The following is a 21,139-nucleotide window of genomic DNA, read 5'->3' as shown; positions in this document are numbered from 1 at the left end:
ATGAAAAAACTCCCGATTGGTATCTCAAGTTTTGAGAAAATTATCACTGAAAACTATGTTTATATCGATAAAACCAAGCATATTGATCAGTTGGTGAATAAAGGTGCGGGGCGTTACTTTTTATCACGGCCTAGGCGCTTTGGTAAATCATTATTAATTGATACAATCAAACATGCCTTTGAAGGTAATAAAGCATTATTTAAAGGCCTCCATCTTGAGAAAAATTGGGATTGGCAAACAATATACCCTGTGATACACCTTAATTTAGGTATAAGCTCGAGCTATCATAGTAAAGAGCGCTTTTTTACTGAAGTGCATAGTATGTTGGATGAACATGCAAAGAAATATGGTGTTGTATTACGGCAGACAGATTATGGTGTTAAGTTTGGAGAATTAATTAGATTGCTACATGAAAAACATCCGCAAGGCATTGTTGTATTAGTGGATGAATATGATAAGCCCATCTTGGATAATATCATCAATAATGAATTAGCAATGCAAATGTGTGAAATTCTGAAAGGTCTTTATACTTACATTAAACAGAATGATAGATGTATTAAATTTACTATGCTAACCGGCGTTTCAAAGTTTAGCAAAGTCAGTTTGTTTAGTGATTTAAATAATTTAGACGATATAACCTTAGATGCTAAATATGCTGATATTTGTGGTTATAACCAAGCAGAATTAGTCGAGGCTTTTAACGAGCATTTACAGCAAGGTAAAGTAGATTATGATGTATTAAGGCGTTGGTATAATGGTTATAACTTTGCAGGAAGTGAAAAGCAAAAAGTCTATAATCCCTTTGATATCTTATTATTTATAAGTAAAGATTTTCATTATCGTAATTATTGGTTTGAAACAGCAACACCAACATTTTTAGTGAAAATGGTGCAAAACAATCACTATTTTATCCCTGATTTTGAAAGTGTTGTGGTCAACGAGCATTTGTTGAGAACCTTTGATGTTGATAATATGCCGATTGAAACACTTTTATTTCAGACAGGATACTTAACGATTAAAGAAATGTTTCTCCGTGGGCATGTCATTGCTTATCGGTTAGGATATCCAAATTATGAGGTCAAATATAGCCTTAATAACAGCCTAGCAACGATAGCGACAAATGACAGTAAGAAAAATCAAGTGATAGATCATATGATTAGCGCTTTTGAAAAAAATGATTTCGAGCGCTTAGGTGAAATTATATGTAGTCACTTTGCAAGCATTCCACATGATTGGTATCGTAATAATGATATTGAGAGGTACGAGGGATTTTATGCCAGTATTGTTTATAGCTTTTTAGCAGCGCTTGGCTATGATTTAATTGCTGAAGATGTGACAAATCATGGGAGAATTGATTTAACACTTGTCATGCCAGATAAGGTGATGATTATTGAATTTAAACTACAGAAATATGGTGATGCCAAAGAGGCTGTTGCACAGATTAAAGCACGCCAATATGCACAAAAGTATGAATCTTATGGTAAACCAATTTATTTGATTGGGATGAGTTTTGATGATAAACAGCGCAATATGGCTGATTTATATGTTGAGAAAGTATGATGTTTAAATAAGGTTGATGGTTAAATGAAAGCAACAACTATTTTTGGTTTAACAGCTAGTTATAGAGTTGCTTAAGTAAATATAACGAGTATTTGCTCATGTTTAGAAGGATGTTTTATGCGCTTAAGTAAAGAAAATGCGTTGAAAATAAAAGCTTGTGTTCATTCGGTTTTTGGTGGGGATATGCGAGTATTCTTATTTGGTAGTCGGGTTGATGATGCACAGCGAGGAGGGGATGTTGATTTATATCTTTTGCCCAAAAAAAACGAGGAAATTGAAGGGGCTTATGGCAGGAAAATTGATTTACTGGTTGAATTGGAGAAAGCACTGGGTGAGCAAAAAATTGATATAGTGATCGCAAAAACTGGTGATGATAAACGCCTGGTAGATGATATAGCCTTAAGAGATGGAGTTGAGCTATGAACCCATTGCAAGATAAAATGGTTAAAATTTTATATGAATGTGATCAGCACAAAAAGAGAATAAATTACGCTTATAGTAATATGAAACACAAATTACCTTTTGATGTGGTTAATTATGAGAAATTTCGTGATGAAGAAATTGAGCATATTGATCAGTTCTTATTTCGCTTTGCTAAGTTGCAAGATGTGATGGGTGAGAAGCTTTTTCCAACGGTGCTTATGCTATTGGCGGAGGATGTTAAGCGTCAGTCGTTTATTGATATTCTTAATAAATTAGAGGCGCTAGGGTTGTTATACACTGATAATTGGCTTCGATTAAGAAAAATCAGAAATAGTGTTGCGCATGAATATGGATTTAATGTGGTTGATATGGTTGACAGTCTCAATGCAATTTATGAATCATGTGTAGATTTGATTGATGTTTATGATCGAATCACTTCATTCTGCCGAGAGAAGTTTGAGTTTTTGAACTAAACATCAAGAAAGGTCAGTGCTTTTAGTATATACTTCAGCGCCATAGGAATTTATTTAATCGATCTATATGAATAAATCATCGGTTATTAGTTTTATTTTAGAAGCGCTTGTTTTTGTGCTATTTGTCTGGGCTTATGAGTATATATGGAGCTTAAGTCAGGAGAGCTTTGTATTTATGGTAGTCATTTTCTGTTTCAGTTGGTTATATCGCTATCAACGCTCTAGCATGCTGTTGGAGTACTATACACATATTATTATTGTGACAATCTTTTTCTTTATTATTATTTCTTTGGTTACTGTGGTTTTACGTAAAGCATCGCATGTTTTTTTAGTGGGTAGCTGCACTATTATTAGTTGGTTCTTAGTGGTTACACTTGCTCGTTTTATCATTATACGAGCATTTGGGCATCCTTACCGTATTTTAGTGCACTCACATTTGCTATCAAAACTTGCATTAAGTCATAAAGTCAAGTTAATCTCAAAAGATAAAGTCATTCCAAAAGATTTAAAGCGTGTTGATGCAATTGTCGTAGATAGACACTTTCATTATGACAATGATTGGAATCAACTCATTTTCCATGCCAGTCAGCATGATGTTCCTGTAATAACTTTAAGTGCCTATGAAGAGTTAATTGAACAGCGCCTATCACTAACACAGTTAAATGAGAATTGGATGTATGCAGGGTTTAATATTCCGCTATGGTATCAATTTTTTAAAAACAGTTGTGAATTTCTATTAGCATTATTATTGTTGCCACTATTACTCATTGTTTTTGGTGTGGTCTCGTTGGTTATTATTGTCACCATGGGGCGCCCTGTGTTTTATATGCAATCAAGAATGGGATTTAAGAATAAACCATTTAAAGTATATAAATTCAGATCAATGGTTAAAAATGCTGATCAATCCGGTGAAACGGTATCTGGAGATATGCGTATTACTAAATTTGGTGCTTTTATGCGTAAATTTAGAATCGATGAATTGCCACAGTTTCTGAATATTTTAAAAGGTGATATGAGCCTTATTGGCCCACGTCCTGAATGGGTAGAGACCGCGAAACAGTTTGAAAAAGAGATTCCCCTTTATCGATTAAGACATATTGTAAAACCTGGTATTACGGGGTGGGCGCAAGTGACTCAAGGGCATACGACCGGTGCTGATGGCAATTATGAGAAGCTGCAATATGATTTGTATTATGTAAAGCATTACTCACTTATTATGGATCTTAAAATTGTAGTGAAAACGGTTTATACGATCTTAACTGGGTTTGGCGCAAAATAACTAAAACCTTTCATTGCATAGTTGCTTTTAATTTATTATATTTCTGCCAGTATTTAAAGTTGATTAGAAAAAATAAAATAAGGAAAAATATGTCGCAACCGGATAACGATATTATCAGTATCAGTGATTTATTGGTGACACTAACTAAGCATGTTAAACTGTGGGTAGCCTTAGTAGCTATTGGTGTTGTTTTGAGTGTGTTGTATGGTTTTATGCACAAAGATAATTATGAATATAGCGCTTATCTTTTGGGACCGAGCTATATCGATGGCGGGCAGGTGCAGCGTGTTATGAATGATAATGAGTTTTCAAAGCTAGTAAATATTTACTATAAACAATATCTAGATATTGATAATTCATCATATGTTGATCTTCTTCGCAAGATACATTTTGATCCAGATAAGTCACAGATTAGTATAAAAGCAAAAAAAGATGAAAAAAAGCAGGTCAATGAATTATTCAATCAATTGATTTCATATATTCAAAGTCAACAACAATATATTGGTCATATTAACAATTGGCAAGTTAACGTTGAGTTTAACTTAAAGCATTTACAGCAACAGAATAAAACCTATGGTGATGTGGTTAAGCAGTTTCAGCATAATATGAGTGTCTCGACGCAATTCAAAGGGCTTGCGACACTCGATGGCCAAGCGTTATTAAACAGCCTTTCGAATACAATTTTATCATACCAAAATCAGATGTTTCACAATGATATTCAAATACAGCATTATAAATCACAGTTACAAACTTTGAATAAAAATATTTCGATATTAGGTGGGATAGTCAGAGCCTATAACCCCGTTGGCCTAACATCGCCCATCATCGCTGTGCTAGGCATTATCCTATCACTAATTTTAGCAACGATCATCGTGTTTATTGTTGAATTTGCCAAAAATTTACGCCAAGAAGTTAAACAAAAATTACATAAATAAAAATTCTATAAGTGATGGTTATGGATTCATTGAATTAAAAGTGCTGGAACAAAATCACAACGCTTGACAGCAGCTACTGGAATCCTTGAAAATACTCTCCCCATGGTCTTGTCGCTTTATTGAAGTTGGAGCAAGCCTAATGAAAACAATAACATCTGGAGTAAATAATGCCTGTAATTACCTTGCCAGACGGGTCGCAGCGCGCGTTTGAGAAGCCTATTTCTGTTTATAACATTGCCTTGGATATTGGCCAAGGATTAGCAAAAGCTACTCTGGCAGGTATTGTCAATGGTAAAGAAGTAGATACGAGTTTTATCGTGGAACACGATGCAACTTTGACCTTAATTACGGCAAAGGATGATAAAGGCTTAGGAATTTTACGCCACTCCTGTGCGCACTTATTAGCGCAAGCGGTCAAACAGCTTTATCCTAATGTGCAGGTGACGATAGGCCCTGTAATTGAGGATGGATTTTATTATGACTTTGCTTATGAGCGTGCATTTACACCCGAAGATTTAGAGAAGATTGAAAAGCGTATGTATGAATTAGCGGCACAAGCTGAAGTCGTGACACGCTCTGTTAAATCACGTGATGAGGCTATTACCTACTTTGAAGCAATTGGTGAGAAATATAAAGCAGAGATTATTGCTGATCTACCACAAGATGAAGTGTTAAGTTTATACTCACAAGGTGATTTTACTGATTTGTGTCGTGGACCACATGTGCCAAATACATCACATCTAAAGGCTTTTAAATTAATGCGTGTGGCAGGTGCTTATTGGCGTGGAGACTCAAAGAATGAAATGTTAACGCGCATCTATGGCACGTGCTGGGCGGATAAAAAGCAATTAAAACAATATTTAACACGACTTGAAGAGGCTGAAAAGCGTGATCATCGTAAGATTGGTAAGGCGCTTGATTTATATCATTTTCAAGAAGAATCACCTGGTATTGCTTTTTGGCATCCAAAGGGGACAGCAATTTGGCGTGTTGTTGAAGATTATATGCGTGCCTCGAATGAGAAATATGGTTGCACTGAGATTAGAACACCATTAATCGCTGATATTTCGATGTGGCAGAAGTCAGGACATGCAGCAAAATACGCTGAGAATATGTTTATGACGCATTCAGAGAATCGTGATTATGCGATCCGACCGATGAATTGTCCAACCTGCGTTCAGGTTTATAATTATCATTTGCATAGCTATCGTGATTTACCGATTCGCATGGCAGAGTTTGGTGTGGTTCATAGAAATGAAGCATCTGGCGCTTTGCATGGTCTGTTGCGTGTGAGAAGCTTTACGCAAGATGATGGCCATATTTTCTGTACAGAGGCACAAATCGAAGCTGAAGTAGCACAAATGGTTGAGCAATGTTTTGAGGTTTATCGAGATTTTGGTTTTAGCGATTTCGATGTCAAGCTTGCCCTTCGCCCTGAGAGTCGCGTCGGATCTGACGAGATTTGGAATAAGTCAGAAAAAGCTTTAGCAGATGCGCTGAATAATCAAAAAGTTGCTTTTGAATATTTGCCTGGGGAAGGTGCATTTTATGGTCCTAAAATTGAATTTCACTTAAAAGATGCGATAGGGCGTAGTTGGCAGTGTGGAACAATTCAGTTAGATTTGTCAATGCCGATGCGTTTGGGTGCGACATTTATTGATGAAAATAGTGACAAGCAAGTACCGGTAATGTTGCATCGTGCGATTGTTGGTTCACTAGAGCGCTTTATTGGTGTTTTGATCGAGCATTATGCAGGTAAGTTACCAGTGTGGTTGTCACCAGTACAGGTTATATTGACTGGAATTAGCAACAAACAAGACCAATATCTCAAAGAAATTGAGCAAAAATTAAGAAAACTTGGTATTCGGACACAAATTGACTTGAGAAATGAAAAAATAGGGTTTAAAATCCGCGAGCACACTTTAGCACGAGTGCCATTTATGGCCATTGCTGGGGAAAAAGAGCAGTCTTTGGGTCAAATTACCGTCAGAAAACAAGATGGTACCGATCTGGGCGCATTAACAATTGATGCGCTTGCTGAACTTTTATTGTCAGAAATTAAGAGGAAAGGTCGAGTAAACCTAAATTAGGAGTTTGAGTTATTAACAAAGCAGACCAGAAAGCGCCGATTAATGAAAATATTAGGGCGAAAGAAGTCCGTTTAATCGGACCGGAAGGAGAGCAAATTGGCGTTGTGTCGTTAAGGCAAGCGTTAACACAGGCAGAAGAACATGGTATGGATCTGGTAGAAATTGCCGCACAGGCAGAGCCGCCAGTGTGCCGTATCATGGATTATGGCAAATTCTTGTTTGAACAAGGCAAGAAGAAAGCTGCTGCAAAAAAGAAGCAAAAGCAGATGCAGGTCAAGGAAATTAAAATCCGTCCTGGAACTGATGTTGGGGACTATCAGGTAAAACTACGCAACCTGATAAAGTTCCTTGAAAGTGGCGATAAAGTCAAGATCACTGTTCGTTTTAGAGGTCGTGAGATGGCGCATCAAGAATTAGGTGTTGATATGCTTAAACGCTTGGAAGCTGACTTGGATGAATACGGCGTGGTTGAGCACCGACCGAAAATGGAAGGTCGCCAAATGGTTATGGTCTTAGGGCCTAAGAAAAAATAAACATATGCCAAGTGCAAACTTGAGCCTGTTATACAATGGTAAAATGCGGAGTATATTATGCCAAAAATAAAAACAAACCGAGGTGCTGCTAAGCGCTTTAAAAGAACTGGTAAGGGTGGTTTCAAGCATCGTTCAGCGAACCGCGCTCACATTAACACAAAGATGACAACTAAGCGTAAGCGTCATTTACGTGGTATGTCTCAAGTTGCTAAAGTAGACGTTCCAAGTTTGAATCAACAAATGCCTTATGCATAAGTGTTAATAACAAATTTTTAAAGTGGAGTAGATTATGCCTAGAGTAAAAAGAGGCGTGGAAGCACGTCGTCGTCATAAGAAAATTTTAAAACAAGCTAAAGGCTACTATGGTGCGCGCTCGCGTGTCTACCGTGTTGCTAAGCAAGCAGTTATCAAAGCCGGTCAATATGCGTATCGTGACCGTAAGCAAAGAAAAAGACAATTCAGAGCACTTTGGATTGTACGTATTAATGCAGCAGCGCGTCAGCATGATTTAAGCTATAGCTTATTTATCAATGGTTTGAAAAAAGCAAATATTGAGCTTGATCGTAAAGTATTGGCTGAGTTAGCAGTATTCAATAAAGATGCATTTGCACAGTTGGTTGAGAAAGCAAAATCAGCATTAGCAGCTTAAATAGTAAGCGCGAGTTGAATTAAAGGGTGTGCTGTTGACAGCACACCCTTTTTTTATACTTAATATTTAAATATCTAAAATCGTATGATTTTGTATCTATTTGTTTAGAGTCAATCCTGTTAGGGTAACTGCCGTTAACACAAGCTTACTTTGATAGTTAGTCATGATGTGGTATTTATTTTGACTATTATTGAATGAGAAATATAAAAAATCTGGGAGTAATGTTTAAATGCAGAACAGTGTAAAAGAGAAAAATCGATATATGAGCTTTTGGATGCTGGTGGCTTTAGTCTCTGGCAATATGGTTGGATCAGGGATTTTCTTATTGCCATCAGGTTTGGCAAAATTTGGTTCGATTAGCATTCTGGCATGGATTTTCACAGCAATTGGTTCGATGTTATTGGCGCTTGTTTTTTGCAGTTTTAGTCGCTTGGTACCCAAGGTTGATGGCGGACCGTATACCTATGTGCGTGTTGGTATGGGGAACTTTCTTGGTTTTCAAAGCGGCTTTGGTTACTGGGTATCGTTGTGGGTGGGTAATTGTGCTATTGCTTTGTCAATGGTGGGTTACTTGAGTTTTTTCTTCCCAATTTTGTCAGATAAGTTAATGACTGCAATTGCAGCCATTGGCGTTATTTGGACCATCACTTTATTTAACATGTTTGGCGCACGCACGGTGGGTTGGCTGCAATTATTGTCAATGATTGGTAAAACGATCCCACTATTGTTTATTATTTTTGCCGGGATTTGGTATATTCATCCGGAGTATTATCTTGAGTTTAATCGCACAGATAGCTCAAACCTAAGTGCGTTAAGTGCTGCAGCATCATTGATCCTTTGGGCATTTATTGGCTTAGAATCAGCGGCGGTGACGGCAAGTAAAGTCAAAAATCCGCAAAAAACCATTCCACTGGCGACACTAACCGGTACATTGATTGCAGCATTTATCTATATCGCAAGTTCAACGGTGATTATGGGTATGGTGCCAGCGGCGGAGTTGGTAAATTCCAATGCCCCATTTGCATTAGCAGCAACAGAAATCATTGGTAAAGCCGGTGGTGTATTTATTGCAATAGCTGCAGTTATTGCATGTTTAGGAACGCTTAATGGTTGGATTATGGTCACTGCAGTAGTCTCTAAATCAATTGCCGAGACCAGCCTTTTTCCTAAGGTTTTTGCCAAAGAAAACCGCTATGGTGCGCCAAGCTTTAGTTTGATCTTATCTGCTGTGCTAATGACTATATTGTTATTATTAACGATGTCAAAAGCTTTGGTTGAGCAGTTTGAGTTAATTATTCTCATGGCGGTATTAACGGCTTTAGTGCCGTATTTCTATACGACGATATCGAATATTTTAGTGATTAAACAACAAGATAAAGATAGTCCTTTCTGGCAAATGGCGATTATTGTTGCCGTATTGGCATGTGCTTATTCATTCTGGACAATATTAGGCTCAGGTCAAGAAGTTGTTTACTATGGCATGATCTTATTCTTTCTGGGCACACCAATTTATGCGATTGCGGAGTGGATTAATTTACAAAGAAAAAGCCGGTAGATCTTACAAAATCATTGAATGCAAAATAATCATCTGTATAATGCCCTATGCAATCTTAATCATTGATTAAATCAATAGAATAAAACGACATAGAGTATATAGATGCAAGACATGGCAATTGGGAAAGTAGTAGTAAAAACAAACTTAATGAATTTTTGTCAAAAAGACCTGCAAGCGTACTTTGCAAGTATTGATGAGAAACCATTTCGTGCTAAACAGGTGTTTAAGTGGATTCACCAAAAGGGTGTGACATCTTTTGATGACATGAGTGATTTAAGTAAAGTCTTGCGTCAGAAGCTAATCGATGTGGCTGAAGTAGTGTCACCCAAAGTGGTGTTAGATAAACCCTCGAATGATGGCACACATAAGTGGCTTATTGATGTTGGTGGTAATCTTGTTGAAACTGTTTATATCCCAGAAGGTTCGCGTGGAACCTTATGTGTTTCTTCGCAAGTGGGCTGTACGTTGAACTGCAGTTTTTGTTCGACTGGCAAGCAGGGGTTTAATCGCAATTTAACCGTGGCTGAAATTATTGGTCAAGTATGGACGGCAGTGCGTGCATTATCAAAGCAACAAGGCGAGCACGATCGACAAGTGACCAATGTGGTGATGATGGGTATGGGCGAGCCATTGATGAACTTTGATGCTGTGGTCAGTGCCATGGATATTATGATGGATGATTTAGCTTATGGCTTGTCAAAGCGGCGTGTGACTCTAAGCACATCGGGTGTGGTGCCACGAATTTATGATCTGCTTGAGCAATCAGATGTTTCATTAGCGGTATCATTGCATGCGCCTAATGATGCGCTTCGCAATGAGCTTGTGCCAATCAATAAGAAATATAATATTGATGAGCTAATGGCGGCATGTAAGCTTTATGCTCAACGTGGACCACATAAGGAAATCACCTTTGAATATACACTAATGGAACATATTAATGATGCGCTTGAACATGCAAAAGAGCTAGTAACACTATTGAAGTCAAAACAGGTTCCGGCTAAGATCAACCTTATACCATTTAACCCATACCCTGGTACGCCATATAAGAAGCCCAGTAACAATCGAATGCATCGCTTTCAGCAATATTTAATGGAAGCAGGTTTTGTGGCAACGATCAGGAAAACCAGAGGTGATGATATCGACGCGGCATGCGGACAGCTTGCAGGTAAAGTGCAAGATAAAACCAAGCGTCAAGTGCGATATCAACGTAGCTTAAGTGAGGCATAATGCGAAAAATAAGGAATCTATTGGTCAAGGCGGGACTATTTGTAATTATTATAATGGTTGCAGGATGTGCAAATAACTCCAAACAATTACCAGATATTCCCGAGGCACCTACTGTTGATTATGCTAAAGCAGCAAAGATTAACGCTGAGTTAGCCGTTGTTTACGCACAACGTGAGATGCTTGATCGCGCTAAAGAGAAGCTGTTAAAAGCGAAGTCACAAGACCCTCATGTACCAACAATATATTACGCGGAAGGCTTATATTATCAAAACTTAGGGATGCCAGATATTGCCGAGCGTTCTTACGAGAAAGCGCTACGCATGGCGCCAAATGATTTTCAGGCCTATAATTTCTATGCACAATTTCTGTGTATGGATAAACATCAATATCAACAAGCCAATAATTTATTTCAACGCTCAATTGTGTTGCCAAAAAATATTAACTTGGCTGAGACTTTTACCCTTTATGGACGTTGCCTATTGGCGCAGGGCAATAGCAAGCAAGCCAAACGTTATTTTGAAAAAGCGATAGATCAGGGTGCTGGAAGTACCTTGTCTTATTGGGAGCTTGCGCAACTTGAGTATCATGAAAAAGACTATAAAGATGCGCTTAATATGGTTAATCGTTATATTGAGTTAGCAGGTAAAACACAAGAGAATATTAAGCTTAAGATGGATATATTACAAGCCTTAGGTGATTACAATGAGGCGGCAACGTTGCGTTTGCAGTTGAGCTCTAAATTGTACGAATAAGGTTTATAGATGATCTTATCGATTACAAAACGTCTGTTTAGGACCAATCGCAGGCTTTGTGTTTATCATAATGAGATTGATCACAAACGTAAAACCTTACTTTTTTTGCATGGTATTACGGGTAGCGCGATCAACTGGCAGGCGCAATTTAGGAAGTTCTCATCTGAGTATAATATTGTGGCTTATGATCTATATGGTCATGGGCAAAGTGGTCGCCCGAAAAAAGTAATTGAATGTTCGATAGTGCAAAGTGTACTTGATGCGCAAAGCGTGATCGAGTATTTTAAACTTGAAAATATTACGATTATTGCTTATGGCTATAGTGCATTGATGAGTTTGCTATTATGTGAGAAATATCCGAAGTTGATTCAAAAACAATTATTAATCAACCCAATGCCTTATGAGCAATTGACTGACGTGCCATGGTATTTACAATGGCCATTTTCATGGGGCTATCGTTTTTTTCGTTTAAATGGAGCGCAAGTTGAATCACAAGGGAATAATAGCTCAAGCTTGCCGCGACTTTGGGTAATTAGAGCGTATTATCAGACGTTGTTAAGACTACCGGCTTTAGATATGCATCATAGTAAACTGCGTATCAAAACGATGGTATTGCGCTCGGTAAAATATCTGCCGGCAAAACGAGAGAGGGTCGATAATTTTTATAAGGTATTTTATCGCGCACGTGTGAAACCCCTTGAAAGCATTTCCCCTTTTCCAATGCGTCAATCAAAAACGCGTGTTAATCACTTTTTAAGTCAGACAATTGATGAGTTAAATATTCATGCCTTTCATAATCTGGTGTTTGAGGGCGCAGGTGTTAGAGGAATCGCTTATAGTGGTGCGATTACTGCACTTGAATCACTGGGGGTGTTGAAAAATATTCATCGTTTTGCCGGCACATCAGCAGGTGCAATTTATGCCATTTTGTTAGCGGTTGGTTTTAATGCCAAAGATGTAGAGGAAATCGTAAGTCAACTGGATTATCGATTATTTATGGATGCCAGTCGTAATTTTATTAGTAATTCAACACGTTTAATTACCGATTTTGGCTGGTACAAGGGAGACTTCTTTATTAGTCATATGGCTGAGCTTATTGCGCGCAAATTACCCGATGGTTTTATTAATTTTGCTACACTTAAGCAATTAACAGGCAATGATTTATATATTATTGGCACCAATCTCACCAAAGAGTGTGCTGAAGTTTACAGTGCTGAGACGACACCAACCATGCAAGTAGTAGAGGCGTTAAGAATCTCAACGTGTATTCCGATGTTATTTCGCGCGGTTAAACGTAAAAATGGTAAAGAAGAAAACATTTTGGTTGATGGTGGCTTAATTTGGAACTGTCCATTAGAGTTATTTGATGATAAACAATATATGCACAATAGCCTTAATGCTTTGTATAATGGTGCATCAAATGATGAAGTATTTAATACCGAAACTTTAGGTTTTCGCTTAGACCCCAAAGAAGATCCGTTAAAGCAAATGCGTAAAAAATCAGATAGCTTTCACAAGATCGGGCATATTTTTGAGTTTACCCGAGAGTTTATGAAATTCTACTCACTAGCATCATTAAAACGTCATTTAGAGCCAAGCAATTGGAATCGTGTGATTTTTATTGATACCTTGGATATTGTAGGGACAGATTTTGAGATCAATCAAGCGGAAATTTATAAATTAATTGAGCAAGGAAAAACAGGCGTATATGAACACTTTTCTTGGCGAATGAGTGAAAATGGGGTAAAGTTCCCGCAGTAATTGAATTTATCCTACGAAGTACATAAAAATGCGTAATCAACATCCTAAAAAAAATAATAATCATAAAGATAAGCTGCAGAAACTCTTAGCATTAGCAGGACTTGGTTCAAGACGAAAGATGGAAGAAAAAATTCTCGCAGGACGCGTGAGTGTTAATGGTAAAGTTGCACAAATTGGTGATCGTGCGTCATTTGATGACAAGATTATTGTTGATGGTAAACCGTTGCGTAATCAAGCAGTTGTCTTATCGCGCCCTCGCGTGATTATCTACAACAAGCCCGATGGTGAGATTTGTACTAAACAAGATCCCGAAGGGCGCAAAACAGTATTTGATGCCTTGCCAAGATTGAAAATCGGGCGCTGGATTATGGTTGGGCGCTTGGATATTAACACCACGGGATTACTGTTATTTACCACCGATGGTGAGCTTGCCAATCGTTTAATGCATCCATCGTATGAAGTCGAGCGTGAGTATGCCGTGCGTTTATTTGGTGATATTGAGGATAGTGTGATTGAGCAGCTTAAAATGGGGATTGTACTTGACGATGGTGAAGCTAAGTTTAGTAGTGTGCGCTTTGTCGGCGGTGAAGGCATGAATAAATGGTATCATGTGACTTTATCAGAGGGTCGAAATCGTGAAGTACGTCGAATGTTTGAGGCCGTTGGTGTGCAAGTAAGCCGCCTAACACGCGTGCGTTATGGCAATATCACTTTACCAAGATATTTAAGTGCAGGTAAATCAGAGGAGCTAAGTCCGCAAGATGTCAATGCACTACGCCAAAGCGTTAAAATGAAGCGTTTTTTCTTTCCAAAGAGTTTGCTTGATAAATTAGATCGTAAGCGTTAATCATGAACCAAACAATGCTGCCGGAATTAAACGCAGATGAGTGTGCGCGTGTGGCAAATATGACTGCGCATCTTGCTGGTGTCATTGCTAAGAGTAAATCCGCCATTAGTTTTAAACGCTTTATGCAAGAGGCGTTATATGCGCCAAATTTGGGGTATTATACGGCGAATAAATTAAAGCTTGGTGAATCGGGCGACTTTATGACGGCACCAATGAGTTCAAGCCTGTTTGGACAAACTTTTGCCTTACAGTTTGCAGATATCTTGCCAAAGCTGGGTGAAAATCCTCTCATTATTGAGTTTGGTGCAGGCACAGGGAAGTTTGCATTGGATTGTTTGCAAAAGCTTAAATCTCTTAATACGTTGCCTTATGCATATTATATTATTGAAGTAAGCCCTGATTTAAAAGCTAAGCAACAGCATTTATTGAAGTCATTAGGCGATTATTACAACCATATTCACTGGCTGGATGAGTTGCCCAAAGAAAAGCTTAATGCCATTATTTTTGCCAATGAAGTAATCGATGCCATGCCGGTTGAGTTGATCTCTATCAAGGAAAAATCACTAAAACGCATGCTAGTCGACTATCAACAAGATCAATTTATGTGGTGTGATGAAAAGATTACTGATCCATTATTAGCAGCGGCGATTAACCGTTTACCACTAGAAAATTTGCTATCCATTAATGATTATCAAACAGAAATCAATCTATGGATTGAACCGTGGTTAACATCAATTCGTAGCGTATTGAATCATGGTGTAATTTTTATCTGTGATTATGGCTATCAACGTGATTTGTATTACAGTAGTGCACGCAGCAAAGGGACATTGCAATGCTATTTTAAGCATCATGTGCATGACAATCCGCTGATTTACACAGGCGTGCAAGATATCACGGCACACGTTGATTTTACAACTGTTGTTGAATGTGCTGAGAGTCTTGGTTTTGTGCTTGATGGTTTTGTCACACAAGGCAGTTTCCTAAGTCAGGCAGGGATTATGAACGTCTATAAAAATCTACAGATAGATTTAGATGAAAAAGAGCTATTGCGATTAAATCAAGAGCTTAAATTACTGACACTGAGTACTGAGCTAGCTGAGAATTTTAAAGTCATGGCATTATCTGTTGGCTATAATGACGTGATTGAAGCATTTGATGATATTGATCTGAGTTATTTGTTATAAAACATAAAGGAGTTATAAATTGTTTAAAGAAAATGCACTAACCCCTGCGCATATTTTTAGAGCGTATGATATTCGTGGGACATATCCAGAAGATCTAAATGAGAATGTTGTATTTAATATCGGTGTTGCATTCGCGCAGCAGGCACGTATACAAGGTGAGCAAAAGGTTTTTATTGCACGTGATGGGCGCTTATCAGGACCAATCTTGTTAAAGTCATTGGCTGAAGGTTTGCAAGCTGGAGGATGTGATGTTATTGATGTCGGTGCGGTCCCGACACCTGTGCTTTACTTTGCTGCGAAAACACAAGGCAATGGCACAGGTATTATGTTGACAGGGAGCCACAATCCAGCAAATTACAATGGCCTTAAAATGATGATTGCAGGACACACCCTAGCACAAGATGATATTCAAGTGTTAAAACAAATCATCATAAAGGGTAAAGCAAAAGACTATCCAGTGGGTGCTTACCAATCCCTTGTGATTGATGATAAGTATATTGATTATATTGCCAAACAAGAAAAGCTTGCTAGGCCTTTGAAAATTGTGATTGATGCAGGTAATGGCATTACAGGTGAGATCGCACCTCAACTATTTAGAAAGCTAGGATGCGAAGTCATTGAGCTATTTTGTCAGATTGATGGTACATTCCCTAATCATCATCCTGACCCAAGTAAACCTGCTAATTTAAAAGACCTTATTGCTGCGGTTAAAGCACATCATGCTGATGTTGGTTTAGCCTTTGATGGTGATGGTGATCGCTTAGGTGTGATCACACCTAAGGGTGAGAATATTTTCCCAGATCGTCAGTTGATGCTTTATGCCGAAGATGTATTAAAAGTGCATCCACAAGCGACGATTTTATTTGATGTTAAATGCACTAAAAATCTTACTGAGTTTGTTGAGAAGCTGGGTGGCAAGCCGATTATGTCACAAACAGGGCATGCTCTGATTAAAAAGAAAATCAAAGAAACTGGTGCTGAGCTTGCAGGTGAGATGAGTGGTCATACGTTTTTCAATGATCGTTGGCTTGGTTTTGATGATGGCTTATACACAGGTGTTAGATTGTTAAATATTCTGGCAAATAGTGATGCGTCTTTAGATCAAATCTTTGCGCGCATTCCACAAAGCATTAATACCCCTGAGATCAATATTGATGTAACCGAAGAGCAAAAATTCACTGTGGTTGACAGCTTGGTAAAGCAAGCGAATACAAAATTCAACAATGCAAAAGTCATTACCATTGATGGTGTGCGGGTTGAGTTTGAAGATGGTTGGGGATTGGTTCGAGCATCTAACACCACACCATGCTTAGTACTTAGATTTGAAGCTGATAATGAAGAAGCTCTAGTACGCATTAAGGATGATTTTAGTCAGTGGGTGGAGTCTGTTATAAATACTTATGCAGTTTAGGGATGCTTTTTGTATTGCTGGGAAGCTGATATTTAAATTTGCCTTTTGACAATATTCTCATAGAATGAAGTTTTTTAGATAATGATATTTTATAACATTATGAGTGACATACTATTTCCTTATCGAGTATTTAGTTTATTAGCAGATATGAATAGCTTTACTAAGACTGCACAACAGCTAAATTTGGCAACATCATCCGTGACAAGAATAATCCAACAGCTAGAAGATGAGCTTGGAATAGATCTTGTGCAACGTAGTACACGCCATATAAAACTGACTCAAGCGGGAGATATTTTTCTTGATAAAGTACGATGTATGGTGTCAGAAATGGATATATTACAATATCAGCTACAGCATCAAAATGATGTGCTAAATGGTATTGTAAGAATTTCCTGTCCTTGGTATTTTTCACATAAGGAACTTGCGCCATTATTGGATGAGTTTTGCCAGAAAAACCCTGATATTCGGTTTGAAATTGAGTGTGCAAATGAGCTGCTCAATCCGGAGCGATCTGATTATGACCTATATGTTCGTGCAGGGAAGCCGCAAGACTCAAACTTGCGTGCAAAAACTTTGTTTGACTATAGTTATCTATTAGTTGCGTCACCAAAATACCTTGCTAAGAGAGTCAAACCGATTATTAATATCGATGATCTTAAAGGAGATTCGATTATTGTGATGCACCTAGGAAGTTCCTATCATACCTGGTTATTTAAAAAAGAAGCTCAAGAAATTCGATTTAATCCTAGTACGCATTTTAAGCTCGCTAGTAATAGCCCTGAGATGGTGTTAAGTGCTGCACTAAACCATATGGGTATTGCTCTGTTGCCAGATATTATTGCTCTACCACATATTGCTGATGGCAGTTTATGCCATATTTTGCCGGATTATCAAGTGACACCAAACCATTTTGATAATCGGATGTATTTAATTTATACCAAACATAGTGCAGCATTAAAGAAAAACAAGGCAGTTATTGATTATCTGTATCATAAATTTAAGGTGCAAAAATAAGCCTTTTGCAAAATATGCAATGGTCAATTTGAAAAATGCTACTTTTCTCTTGCCTAAGTTACTCATAGCATAAAGCCTTACGACAGTATCATAAAAAGGCAGAGAAATAGCGATGTCATTTGATTTACTGATTGAGTCGGTAAAGTATGATTATCAAGACTTTCAATCCTATGCCCACCGTATGTTAGGATCTGACTGGGGAGATGTTGGAGCTCTGTTACATTATTTACGAGCACTTAAAAAGTATGACATTGTTGACATGGATTACAGTGATTTCTCAGAGGATGAGATTTACCATGATTCAAAACCTAATTGGGTAGCATCAGTTCTCTCAAAATGGGATGTTTGTCAGTAGTTTTGCCTGAAGTGTTGCGATTTTTCAAGAGCAATAACGTGAGCAATCAAAAAGAATGTGATGGCAATTTTTGCATTCAACCGAATAAAGTTTTCAAAATTACCCTGTTTTTTGCAGTGCTAATAAAAATTATGATGATGTACTAACATTAATGAATATAAGGATTCTAAGATATGTCTAAACTTTTAATTATCAATGCGGCAGACAATAAACCTATTGCTAAGGGCAGTTACAATCAGACAATGACAGATGTTGCCAGAGATTTTTTCCAATCAAGAGGGTGGTCAGTTATTGTTTCAAAGCTGTCAGAAGGGTTTTCTACTGATTTAGAGCAGCAAAAGCTGCTTGAAGCTGATCTGATTATTTTTCAAATGCCAGTATACTGGTTTAATGTGCCTGCATTATTAAAGCGCTATATGGAAGATGTATACGCTTCTGGGGTGACGCATGGTAGAGCAGATTCTTATGGCAGGGGTGGGTTATTAACACATAAACATTATTTGTTATCAACTACTTGGAATGCGCCTGAAAGTGCGTTCTATGGTGATGGAACTTATGCTGATTTATCTCCTGATGATATTTTAGCGCCTTTACATGTTACCCAACAGTATATAGGGGTTAAAAAACTATCAAGCTTTCACGCTTTTGATGTGATACAGAATCCGGATTTGCCAAAGAAAATGACTGAGTATAAACATCATCTGGAAATGGTATTAAGCGGTGTAGCAGTTGGGGAGTTAGCATGATGTTATGGTGCTTTATGTATGATATTGATAGATCATAATATATTTAGGTATGCATGAATATGAGGGGAAATTACTTTTGAGTATGTTTATTAAGCTTGTGTGATGAATATATAAGTCAAGACTATAATATATTATGTGTTCATCTGCCTGTTTTATTTGTGTTTTTATTTGTGCATATTAGACTTTGGTAATGAGATTCACATTATTTGTTAGCATAATAAACAGGTAGTCATAATAAATTATGGATAAAATTATATTAGGTGTGCATGGGCTGTTAAATAAAAATGCCAGAGAGACTATTCAGATATGGTGGAAGTCTGCTATTGAAGAAGGTTTGGAGAAAACTTGTGGTTATTATGGTGGTGTGAACTTTCAAATGGTCTATTGGGCAGATCTTTTGCATAAATATCCATTGCATAATGATGAGACATATTATTTTGATGAGCTATATGACGATGAGCCATATTATTATTTAGAAAAAGAAAACTTTCCGCGTTATGCAGACTCATTAGTTAAAAGAGTAGGGTTGCTTGGACAAAATGCAATACGTAAATTTGTTAACTTAATTCAGCAATATGATCCAGTATCTTTTTGGGCGGCTAATAAATTATTTCGTGATATGGCGTACTATTATAACGATGCAGTTGAGATCCATGATCGTAAAGGACAAAAAAAGCCATTACGTAAGATTTTGATGTGTGAATTGATGGATGTTTTGAGTGTGCATGCTAAGGAAGGTAAAGAAATTATTGTTATTGGACATTCGATGGGGTCAATTATTTGCTATGACGTATTACGTAATATTCGTTCATTTTTACCTGAGATTAATATTAGATGTTTTATTACCATGGGATCACCTTTGACTTACGCAATTACCTATAAACACCCGTTTTTAGAGCTTACAGATGGGCATTTTAGAAATAAGCCACGCACTCCAAGTGCTGTAAAGTCTTGGTATAATTTTTCTGACCCACGTGATGTTGCATGTTATCGCTTGAAGATGGGGCCGCTTTATGGCCCAAATCATCAAGGGGTACAAGTAGTTGATCAACTAGTATTTAATGAATATGGAATTTTCAACAAAAAGCTTGGTAGATATCATCATAATCCTCACAAATCTTATGGTTATTTGCGTTGCCCCGAATTCTCAGAGCTTATATACGAACTGCTAATGCCATAGCGTATAAACAACTGGATTATCAGGACACTCACTTAATCCACATTCGGCAAAAGTAGAAATTAAGTTAGCCGCTATAATAATGACAAATAGAGCAAAGACAGCATGCGTAAATATTTTTATTTTTTTACTTTTGGCTTCTGCGATTTCACCTTTATTTGCTTTGATGTCATATTGTGATGATAGCCCTAGCGTAATAGCAATATAAATAATAGCAACGATACAAAGTACAAATACCCATGTATACATGTGTAATCCTAAAACTGCCGAGCCGTAGCCATGCGGGTCATTGATGTGAAGTGCAATCTGACGCATAGCAATGAATGAGGTTAATACAGCTGAGAGTAATGAGAGGCTGTAGTGAGCAGGGCGCACGTGGTACCTTATATTAAGTAAAAAACCAAAAGCGATACCTAAAAGCCCAAGGCGTTGCAGTAAACATAGTGGACAAGGAAGCTCTCCTAAAATAAATTGAAAAGAGAAGGCCATTACAATTACAAGAATAATGGCAAGTATTTCAATGGCATTAAGACACTTTACAAAGTTGTTTATTTTGGATCGTTGCATATTGAAGCTCCTTTTGCCATTAAAAGTACAAACCAAGATGATCTGTTGCGTGGTGCAAAAACACAAGACTCATTGCAATGAGAAAAATGCAGAAAAAGAGTATTCCTATTGTGCGATGCAACCATACACTGATAACACTTACTACTAATAAGAAAAAAACAATTAATATTCCAGGCATATTTGATTACTCCATTAATATTTTGTCACCCAGAGTTAGTATAATGTAAAAACAATACATTATATAACTGGATTATAGGTAAAAACTGAAACTTAGGTATAGGGGTGCTAAATCAAAGATGCTTTGAGTGTAAAAAATACAGGTCAACACAAACTTTAAAAAACGCTCAAAAACAGCTTGCCAAGTAAAAAAAAATCTGTAGAATTGACTCCTGTTCTCACTGAGAGTGGTCGGTGGAATGCCTTGTTATCAAGGTTTCTAAGATGTTTAAAGAGATATAAAATGTAGATACTTAAATACTTTGAGCAAAGATTTTTGCGGATTGTAGTTAGGCATTTGATTTTGAATTTTTGATGTTAAATGTTGAATTGCATTTGTAATTTAAAATTGATCATTCATTATTTAAAATTAGTGCATTGATTA

General features: G+C 37.4%; 22 protein-coding genes. 20 read left to right on the top strand and 2 right to left on the bottom strand.

Going from position 1 to position 21,139, the window contains the following annotated elements:
* The 20 genes from DNK85_RS05940 (at position 1) to DNK85_RS05845 (ending at position 19,974) form a co-directional block, all read left to right on the top strand.
* On the top strand, positions 1 to 1,560 hold the full coding sequence (locus DNK85_RS05940; protein ID WP_119328658.1) for an ATP-binding protein: 1,560 nt from the start codon (positions 1 to 3) through the stop codon (positions 1,558 to 1,560).
* Positions 1,561 to 1,677: 117 nt separating this feature from the next.
* Positions 1,678 to 1,983 carry a nucleotidyltransferase domain-containing protein gene (locus tag DNK85_RS05935; RefSeq protein ID WP_162896554.1) on the top strand — a complete coding sequence of 102 codons (306 nt, stop codon included), beginning with the start codon at positions 1,678 to 1,680 and terminating at the stop codon, positions 1,981 to 1,983.
* Entirely contained in the window at positions 1,980 to 2,456 is a 477-nt protein-coding gene (locus tag DNK85_RS05930) for a hypothetical protein (protein WP_208123146.1), read from the top strand. Before DNK85_RS05935 ends, DNK85_RS05930 begins: the two co-directional genes overlap by 4 nt.
* 67 nt (positions 2,457 to 2,523) lie before the next feature.
* Positions 2,524 to 3,735, top strand: a complete 1,212-nt coding sequence (locus tag DNK85_RS05925; RefSeq protein ID WP_119328657.1) for a sugar transferase — start codon at positions 2,524 to 2,526, stop codon at positions 3,733 to 3,735.
* A gap of 89 nt (positions 3,736 to 3,824) precedes the next feature.
* The gene (locus DNK85_RS05920) at positions 3,825 to 4,670 is read left to right on the top strand and encodes a Wzz/FepE/Etk N-terminal domain-containing protein (RefSeq protein WP_119328656.1); all 846 of its coding nucleotides are present in this window, start codon (positions 3,825 to 3,827) and stop codon (positions 4,668 to 4,670) included.
* A 167-nt stretch (positions 4,671 to 4,837) separates the two neighbouring features.
* Positions 4,838 to 6,760, top strand: a complete 1,923-nt coding sequence (gene thrS, locus DNK85_RS05915) for a threonine--tRNA ligase (protein WP_119328655.1) — start codon at positions 4,838 to 4,840, stop codon at positions 6,758 to 6,760.
* 11 nt (positions 6,761 to 6,771) lie between these two features.
* On the top strand, positions 6,772 to 7,293 hold the full coding sequence (gene infC, locus DNK85_RS05910) for a translation initiation factor IF-3 (RefSeq protein WP_119328654.1): 522 nt from the start codon (positions 6,772 to 6,774) through the stop codon (positions 7,291 to 7,293).
* A 57-nt stretch (positions 7,294 to 7,350) separates the two neighbouring features.
* Entirely contained in the window at positions 7,351 to 7,548 is a 198-nt protein-coding gene (rpmI, locus tag DNK85_RS05905; protein WP_119328653.1) for a 50S ribosomal protein L35, read from the top strand.
* A gap of 34 nt (positions 7,549 to 7,582) precedes the next feature.
* Complete coding sequence (rplT, locus tag DNK85_RS05900) at positions 7,583 to 7,942, top strand: 50S ribosomal protein L20 (RefSeq protein WP_117003271.1); 360 nt, start codon at positions 7,583 to 7,585, stop codon at positions 7,940 to 7,942.
* Between the two features lie 229 nt (positions 7,943 to 8,171).
* The gene (locus DNK85_RS05895; RefSeq protein ID WP_119328652.1) at positions 8,172 to 9,497 is read left to right on the top strand and encodes an amino acid permease; all 1,326 of its coding nucleotides are present in this window, start codon (positions 8,172 to 8,174) and stop codon (positions 9,495 to 9,497) included.
* Between the two features lie 147 nt (positions 9,498 to 9,644).
* A complete protein-coding gene (gene rlmN / locus DNK85_RS05890; RefSeq protein ID WP_407919663.1) occupies positions 9,645 to 10,724 on the top strand; it encodes a dual-specificity RNA methyltransferase RlmN in 1,080 nt (359 codons plus the stop codon).
* A complete protein-coding gene (gene pilW / locus DNK85_RS05885) occupies positions 10,724 to 11,476 on the top strand; it encodes a type IV pilus biogenesis/stability protein PilW (RefSeq protein WP_119328651.1) in 753 nt (250 codons plus the stop codon). Before rlmN ends, pilW begins: the two co-directional genes overlap by 1 nt.
* Positions 11,477 to 11,485: 9 nt before the next feature.
* The gene (locus DNK85_RS05880; RefSeq protein ID WP_119328650.1) at positions 11,486 to 13,237 is read left to right on the top strand and encodes an alpha/beta fold hydrolase; all 1,752 of its coding nucleotides are present in this window, start codon (positions 11,486 to 11,488) and stop codon (positions 13,235 to 13,237) included.
* Between the two features lie 28 nt (positions 13,238 to 13,265).
* On the top strand, positions 13,266 to 14,084 hold the full coding sequence (rluB, locus tag DNK85_RS05875) for a 23S rRNA pseudouridine(2605) synthase RluB (protein ID WP_119328649.1): 819 nt from the start codon (positions 13,266 to 13,268) through the stop codon (positions 14,082 to 14,084).
* Between the two features lie 2 nt (positions 14,085 to 14,086).
* Positions 14,087 to 15,268 (top strand): class I SAM-dependent methyltransferase, encoded by a 1,182-nt coding sequence (locus DNK85_RS05870; RefSeq protein WP_119328648.1) that lies wholly within the window; start codon positions 14,087 to 14,089, stop codon positions 15,266 to 15,268.
* Positions 15,269 to 15,287: 19 nt separating this feature from the next.
* Entirely contained in the window at positions 15,288 to 16,679 is a 1,392-nt protein-coding gene (locus DNK85_RS05865) for a phosphomannomutase/phosphoglucomutase (RefSeq protein ID WP_119328647.1), read from the top strand.
* A 99-nt stretch (positions 16,680 to 16,778) separates the two neighbouring features.
* Complete coding sequence (locus DNK85_RS05860; protein ID WP_162896553.1) at positions 16,779 to 17,693, top strand: LysR family transcriptional regulator; 915 nt, start codon at positions 16,779 to 16,781, stop codon at positions 17,691 to 17,693.
* A 112-nt stretch (positions 17,694 to 17,805) separates the two neighbouring features.
* On the top strand, positions 17,806 to 18,048 hold the full coding sequence (locus DNK85_RS05855; protein WP_119328645.1) for a hypothetical protein: 243 nt from the start codon (positions 17,806 to 17,808) through the stop codon (positions 18,046 to 18,048).
* Between the two features lie 173 nt (positions 18,049 to 18,221).
* On the top strand, positions 18,222 to 18,794 hold the full coding sequence (locus DNK85_RS05850; protein WP_119328644.1) for an NAD(P)H-dependent oxidoreductase: 573 nt from the start codon (positions 18,222 to 18,224) through the stop codon (positions 18,792 to 18,794).
* A 241-nt stretch (positions 18,795 to 19,035) separates the two neighbouring features.
* Complete coding sequence (locus DNK85_RS05845) at positions 19,036 to 19,974, top strand: lipase/acyltransferase domain-containing protein (protein WP_119328643.1); 939 nt, start codon at positions 19,036 to 19,038, stop codon at positions 19,972 to 19,974.
* On the opposite strand, the gene DNK85_RS05840 is transcribed toward DNK85_RS05845, so the two are convergent.
* Positions 19,963 to 20,538, bottom strand: coding sequence for a disulfide bond formation protein B (locus tag DNK85_RS05840; RefSeq protein WP_119328642.1), 576 nt, complete (start codon positions 20,536 to 20,538; stop codon positions 19,963 to 19,965). The two genes, DNK85_RS05845 and DNK85_RS05840, sit on opposite strands and share 12 nt — an antisense overlap.
* Positions 20,539 to 20,557: 19 nt before the next feature.
* Positions 20,558 to 20,716, bottom strand: coding sequence for a DUF5993 family protein (locus DNK85_RS11850; RefSeq protein WP_235842388.1), 159 nt, complete (start codon positions 20,714 to 20,716; stop codon positions 20,558 to 20,560).
* Positions 20,717 to 21,139: the final 423 nt, after the last annotated feature.

This window comes from Cysteiniphilum halobium (assembly GCF_003574425.1).
GTDB classification, from domain to species: domain Bacteria; phylum Pseudomonadota; class Gammaproteobacteria; order Francisellales; family Francisellaceae; genus Caedibacter; species Caedibacter halobius.
The sequence above is the reverse complement of the archived record's forward strand: the minus strand, read 5'-3'. Positions and strand labels throughout refer to the sequence as shown.

Coding starts and splice junctions, on each gene's coding strand:
- DNK85_RS05935 (WP_162896554.1), top strand. CDS start 1,678: ATGCGCTTAAGTAAAGAAAATGCGTTGAAAATAAAAGCTTGTGTTCAT.
- DNK85_RS05845 (WP_119328643.1), top strand. CDS start 19,036: ATGGATAAAATTATATTAGGTGTGCATGGGCTGTTAAATAAAAATGCC.
- DNK85_RS05895 (WP_119328652.1), top strand. CDS start 8,172: ATGCAGAACAGTGTAAAAGAGAAAAATCGATATATGAGCTTTTGGATG.
- DNK85_RS05860 (WP_162896553.1), top strand. CDS start 16,779: ATGAGTGACATACTATTTCCTTATCGAGTATTTAGTTTATTAGCAGAT.
- pilW (WP_119328651.1), top strand. CDS start 10,724: ATGCGAAAAATAAGGAATCTATTGGTCAAGGCGGGACTATTTGTAATT.
- DNK85_RS05870 (WP_119328648.1), top strand. CDS start 14,087: ATGAACCAAACAATGCTGCCGGAATTAAACGCAGATGAGTGTGCGCGT.
- rlmN (WP_407919663.1), top strand. CDS start 9,645: ATGAATTTTTGTCAAAAAGACCTGCAAGCGTACTTTGCAAGTATTGAT.
- DNK85_RS11850 (WP_235842388.1), bottom strand. CDS start 20,716: ATGCCTGGAATATTAATTGTTTTTTTCTTATTAGTAGTAAGTGTTATC.
- thrS (WP_119328655.1), top strand. CDS start 4,838: ATGCCTGTAATTACCTTGCCAGACGGGTCGCAGCGCGCGTTTGAGAAG.
- DNK85_RS05940 (WP_119328658.1), top strand. CDS start 1: ATGAAAAAACTCCCGATTGGTATCTCAAGTTTTGAGAAAATTATCACT.
- DNK85_RS05850 (WP_119328644.1), top strand. CDS start 18,222: ATGTCTAAACTTTTAATTATCAATGCGGCAGACAATAAACCTATTGCT.
- rplT (WP_117003271.1), top strand. CDS start 7,583: ATGCCTAGAGTAAAAAGAGGCGTGGAAGCACGTCGTCGTCATAAGAAA.
- DNK85_RS05925 (WP_119328657.1), top strand. CDS start 2,524: ATGAATAAATCATCGGTTATTAGTTTTATTTTAGAAGCGCTTGTTTTT.
- DNK85_RS05880 (WP_119328650.1), top strand. CDS start 11,486: ATGATCTTATCGATTACAAAACGTCTGTTTAGGACCAATCGCAGGCTT.
- DNK85_RS05920 (WP_119328656.1), top strand. CDS start 3,825: ATGTCGCAACCGGATAACGATATTATCAGTATCAGTGATTTATTGGTG.
- rpmI (WP_119328653.1), top strand. CDS start 7,351: ATGCCAAAAATAAAAACAAACCGAGGTGCTGCTAAGCGCTTTAAAAGA.
- DNK85_RS05930 (WP_208123146.1), top strand. CDS start 1,980: ATGAACCCATTGCAAGATAAAATGGTTAAAATTTTATATGAATGTGAT.
- DNK85_RS05855 (WP_119328645.1), top strand. CDS start 17,806: ATGTCATTTGATTTACTGATTGAGTCGGTAAAGTATGATTATCAAGAC.
- rluB (WP_119328649.1), top strand. CDS start 13,266: ATGCGTAATCAACATCCTAAAAAAAATAATAATCATAAAGATAAGCTG.
- DNK85_RS05840 (WP_119328642.1), bottom strand. CDS start 20,538: ATGCAACGATCCAAAATAAACAACTTTGTAAAGTGTCTTAATGCCATT.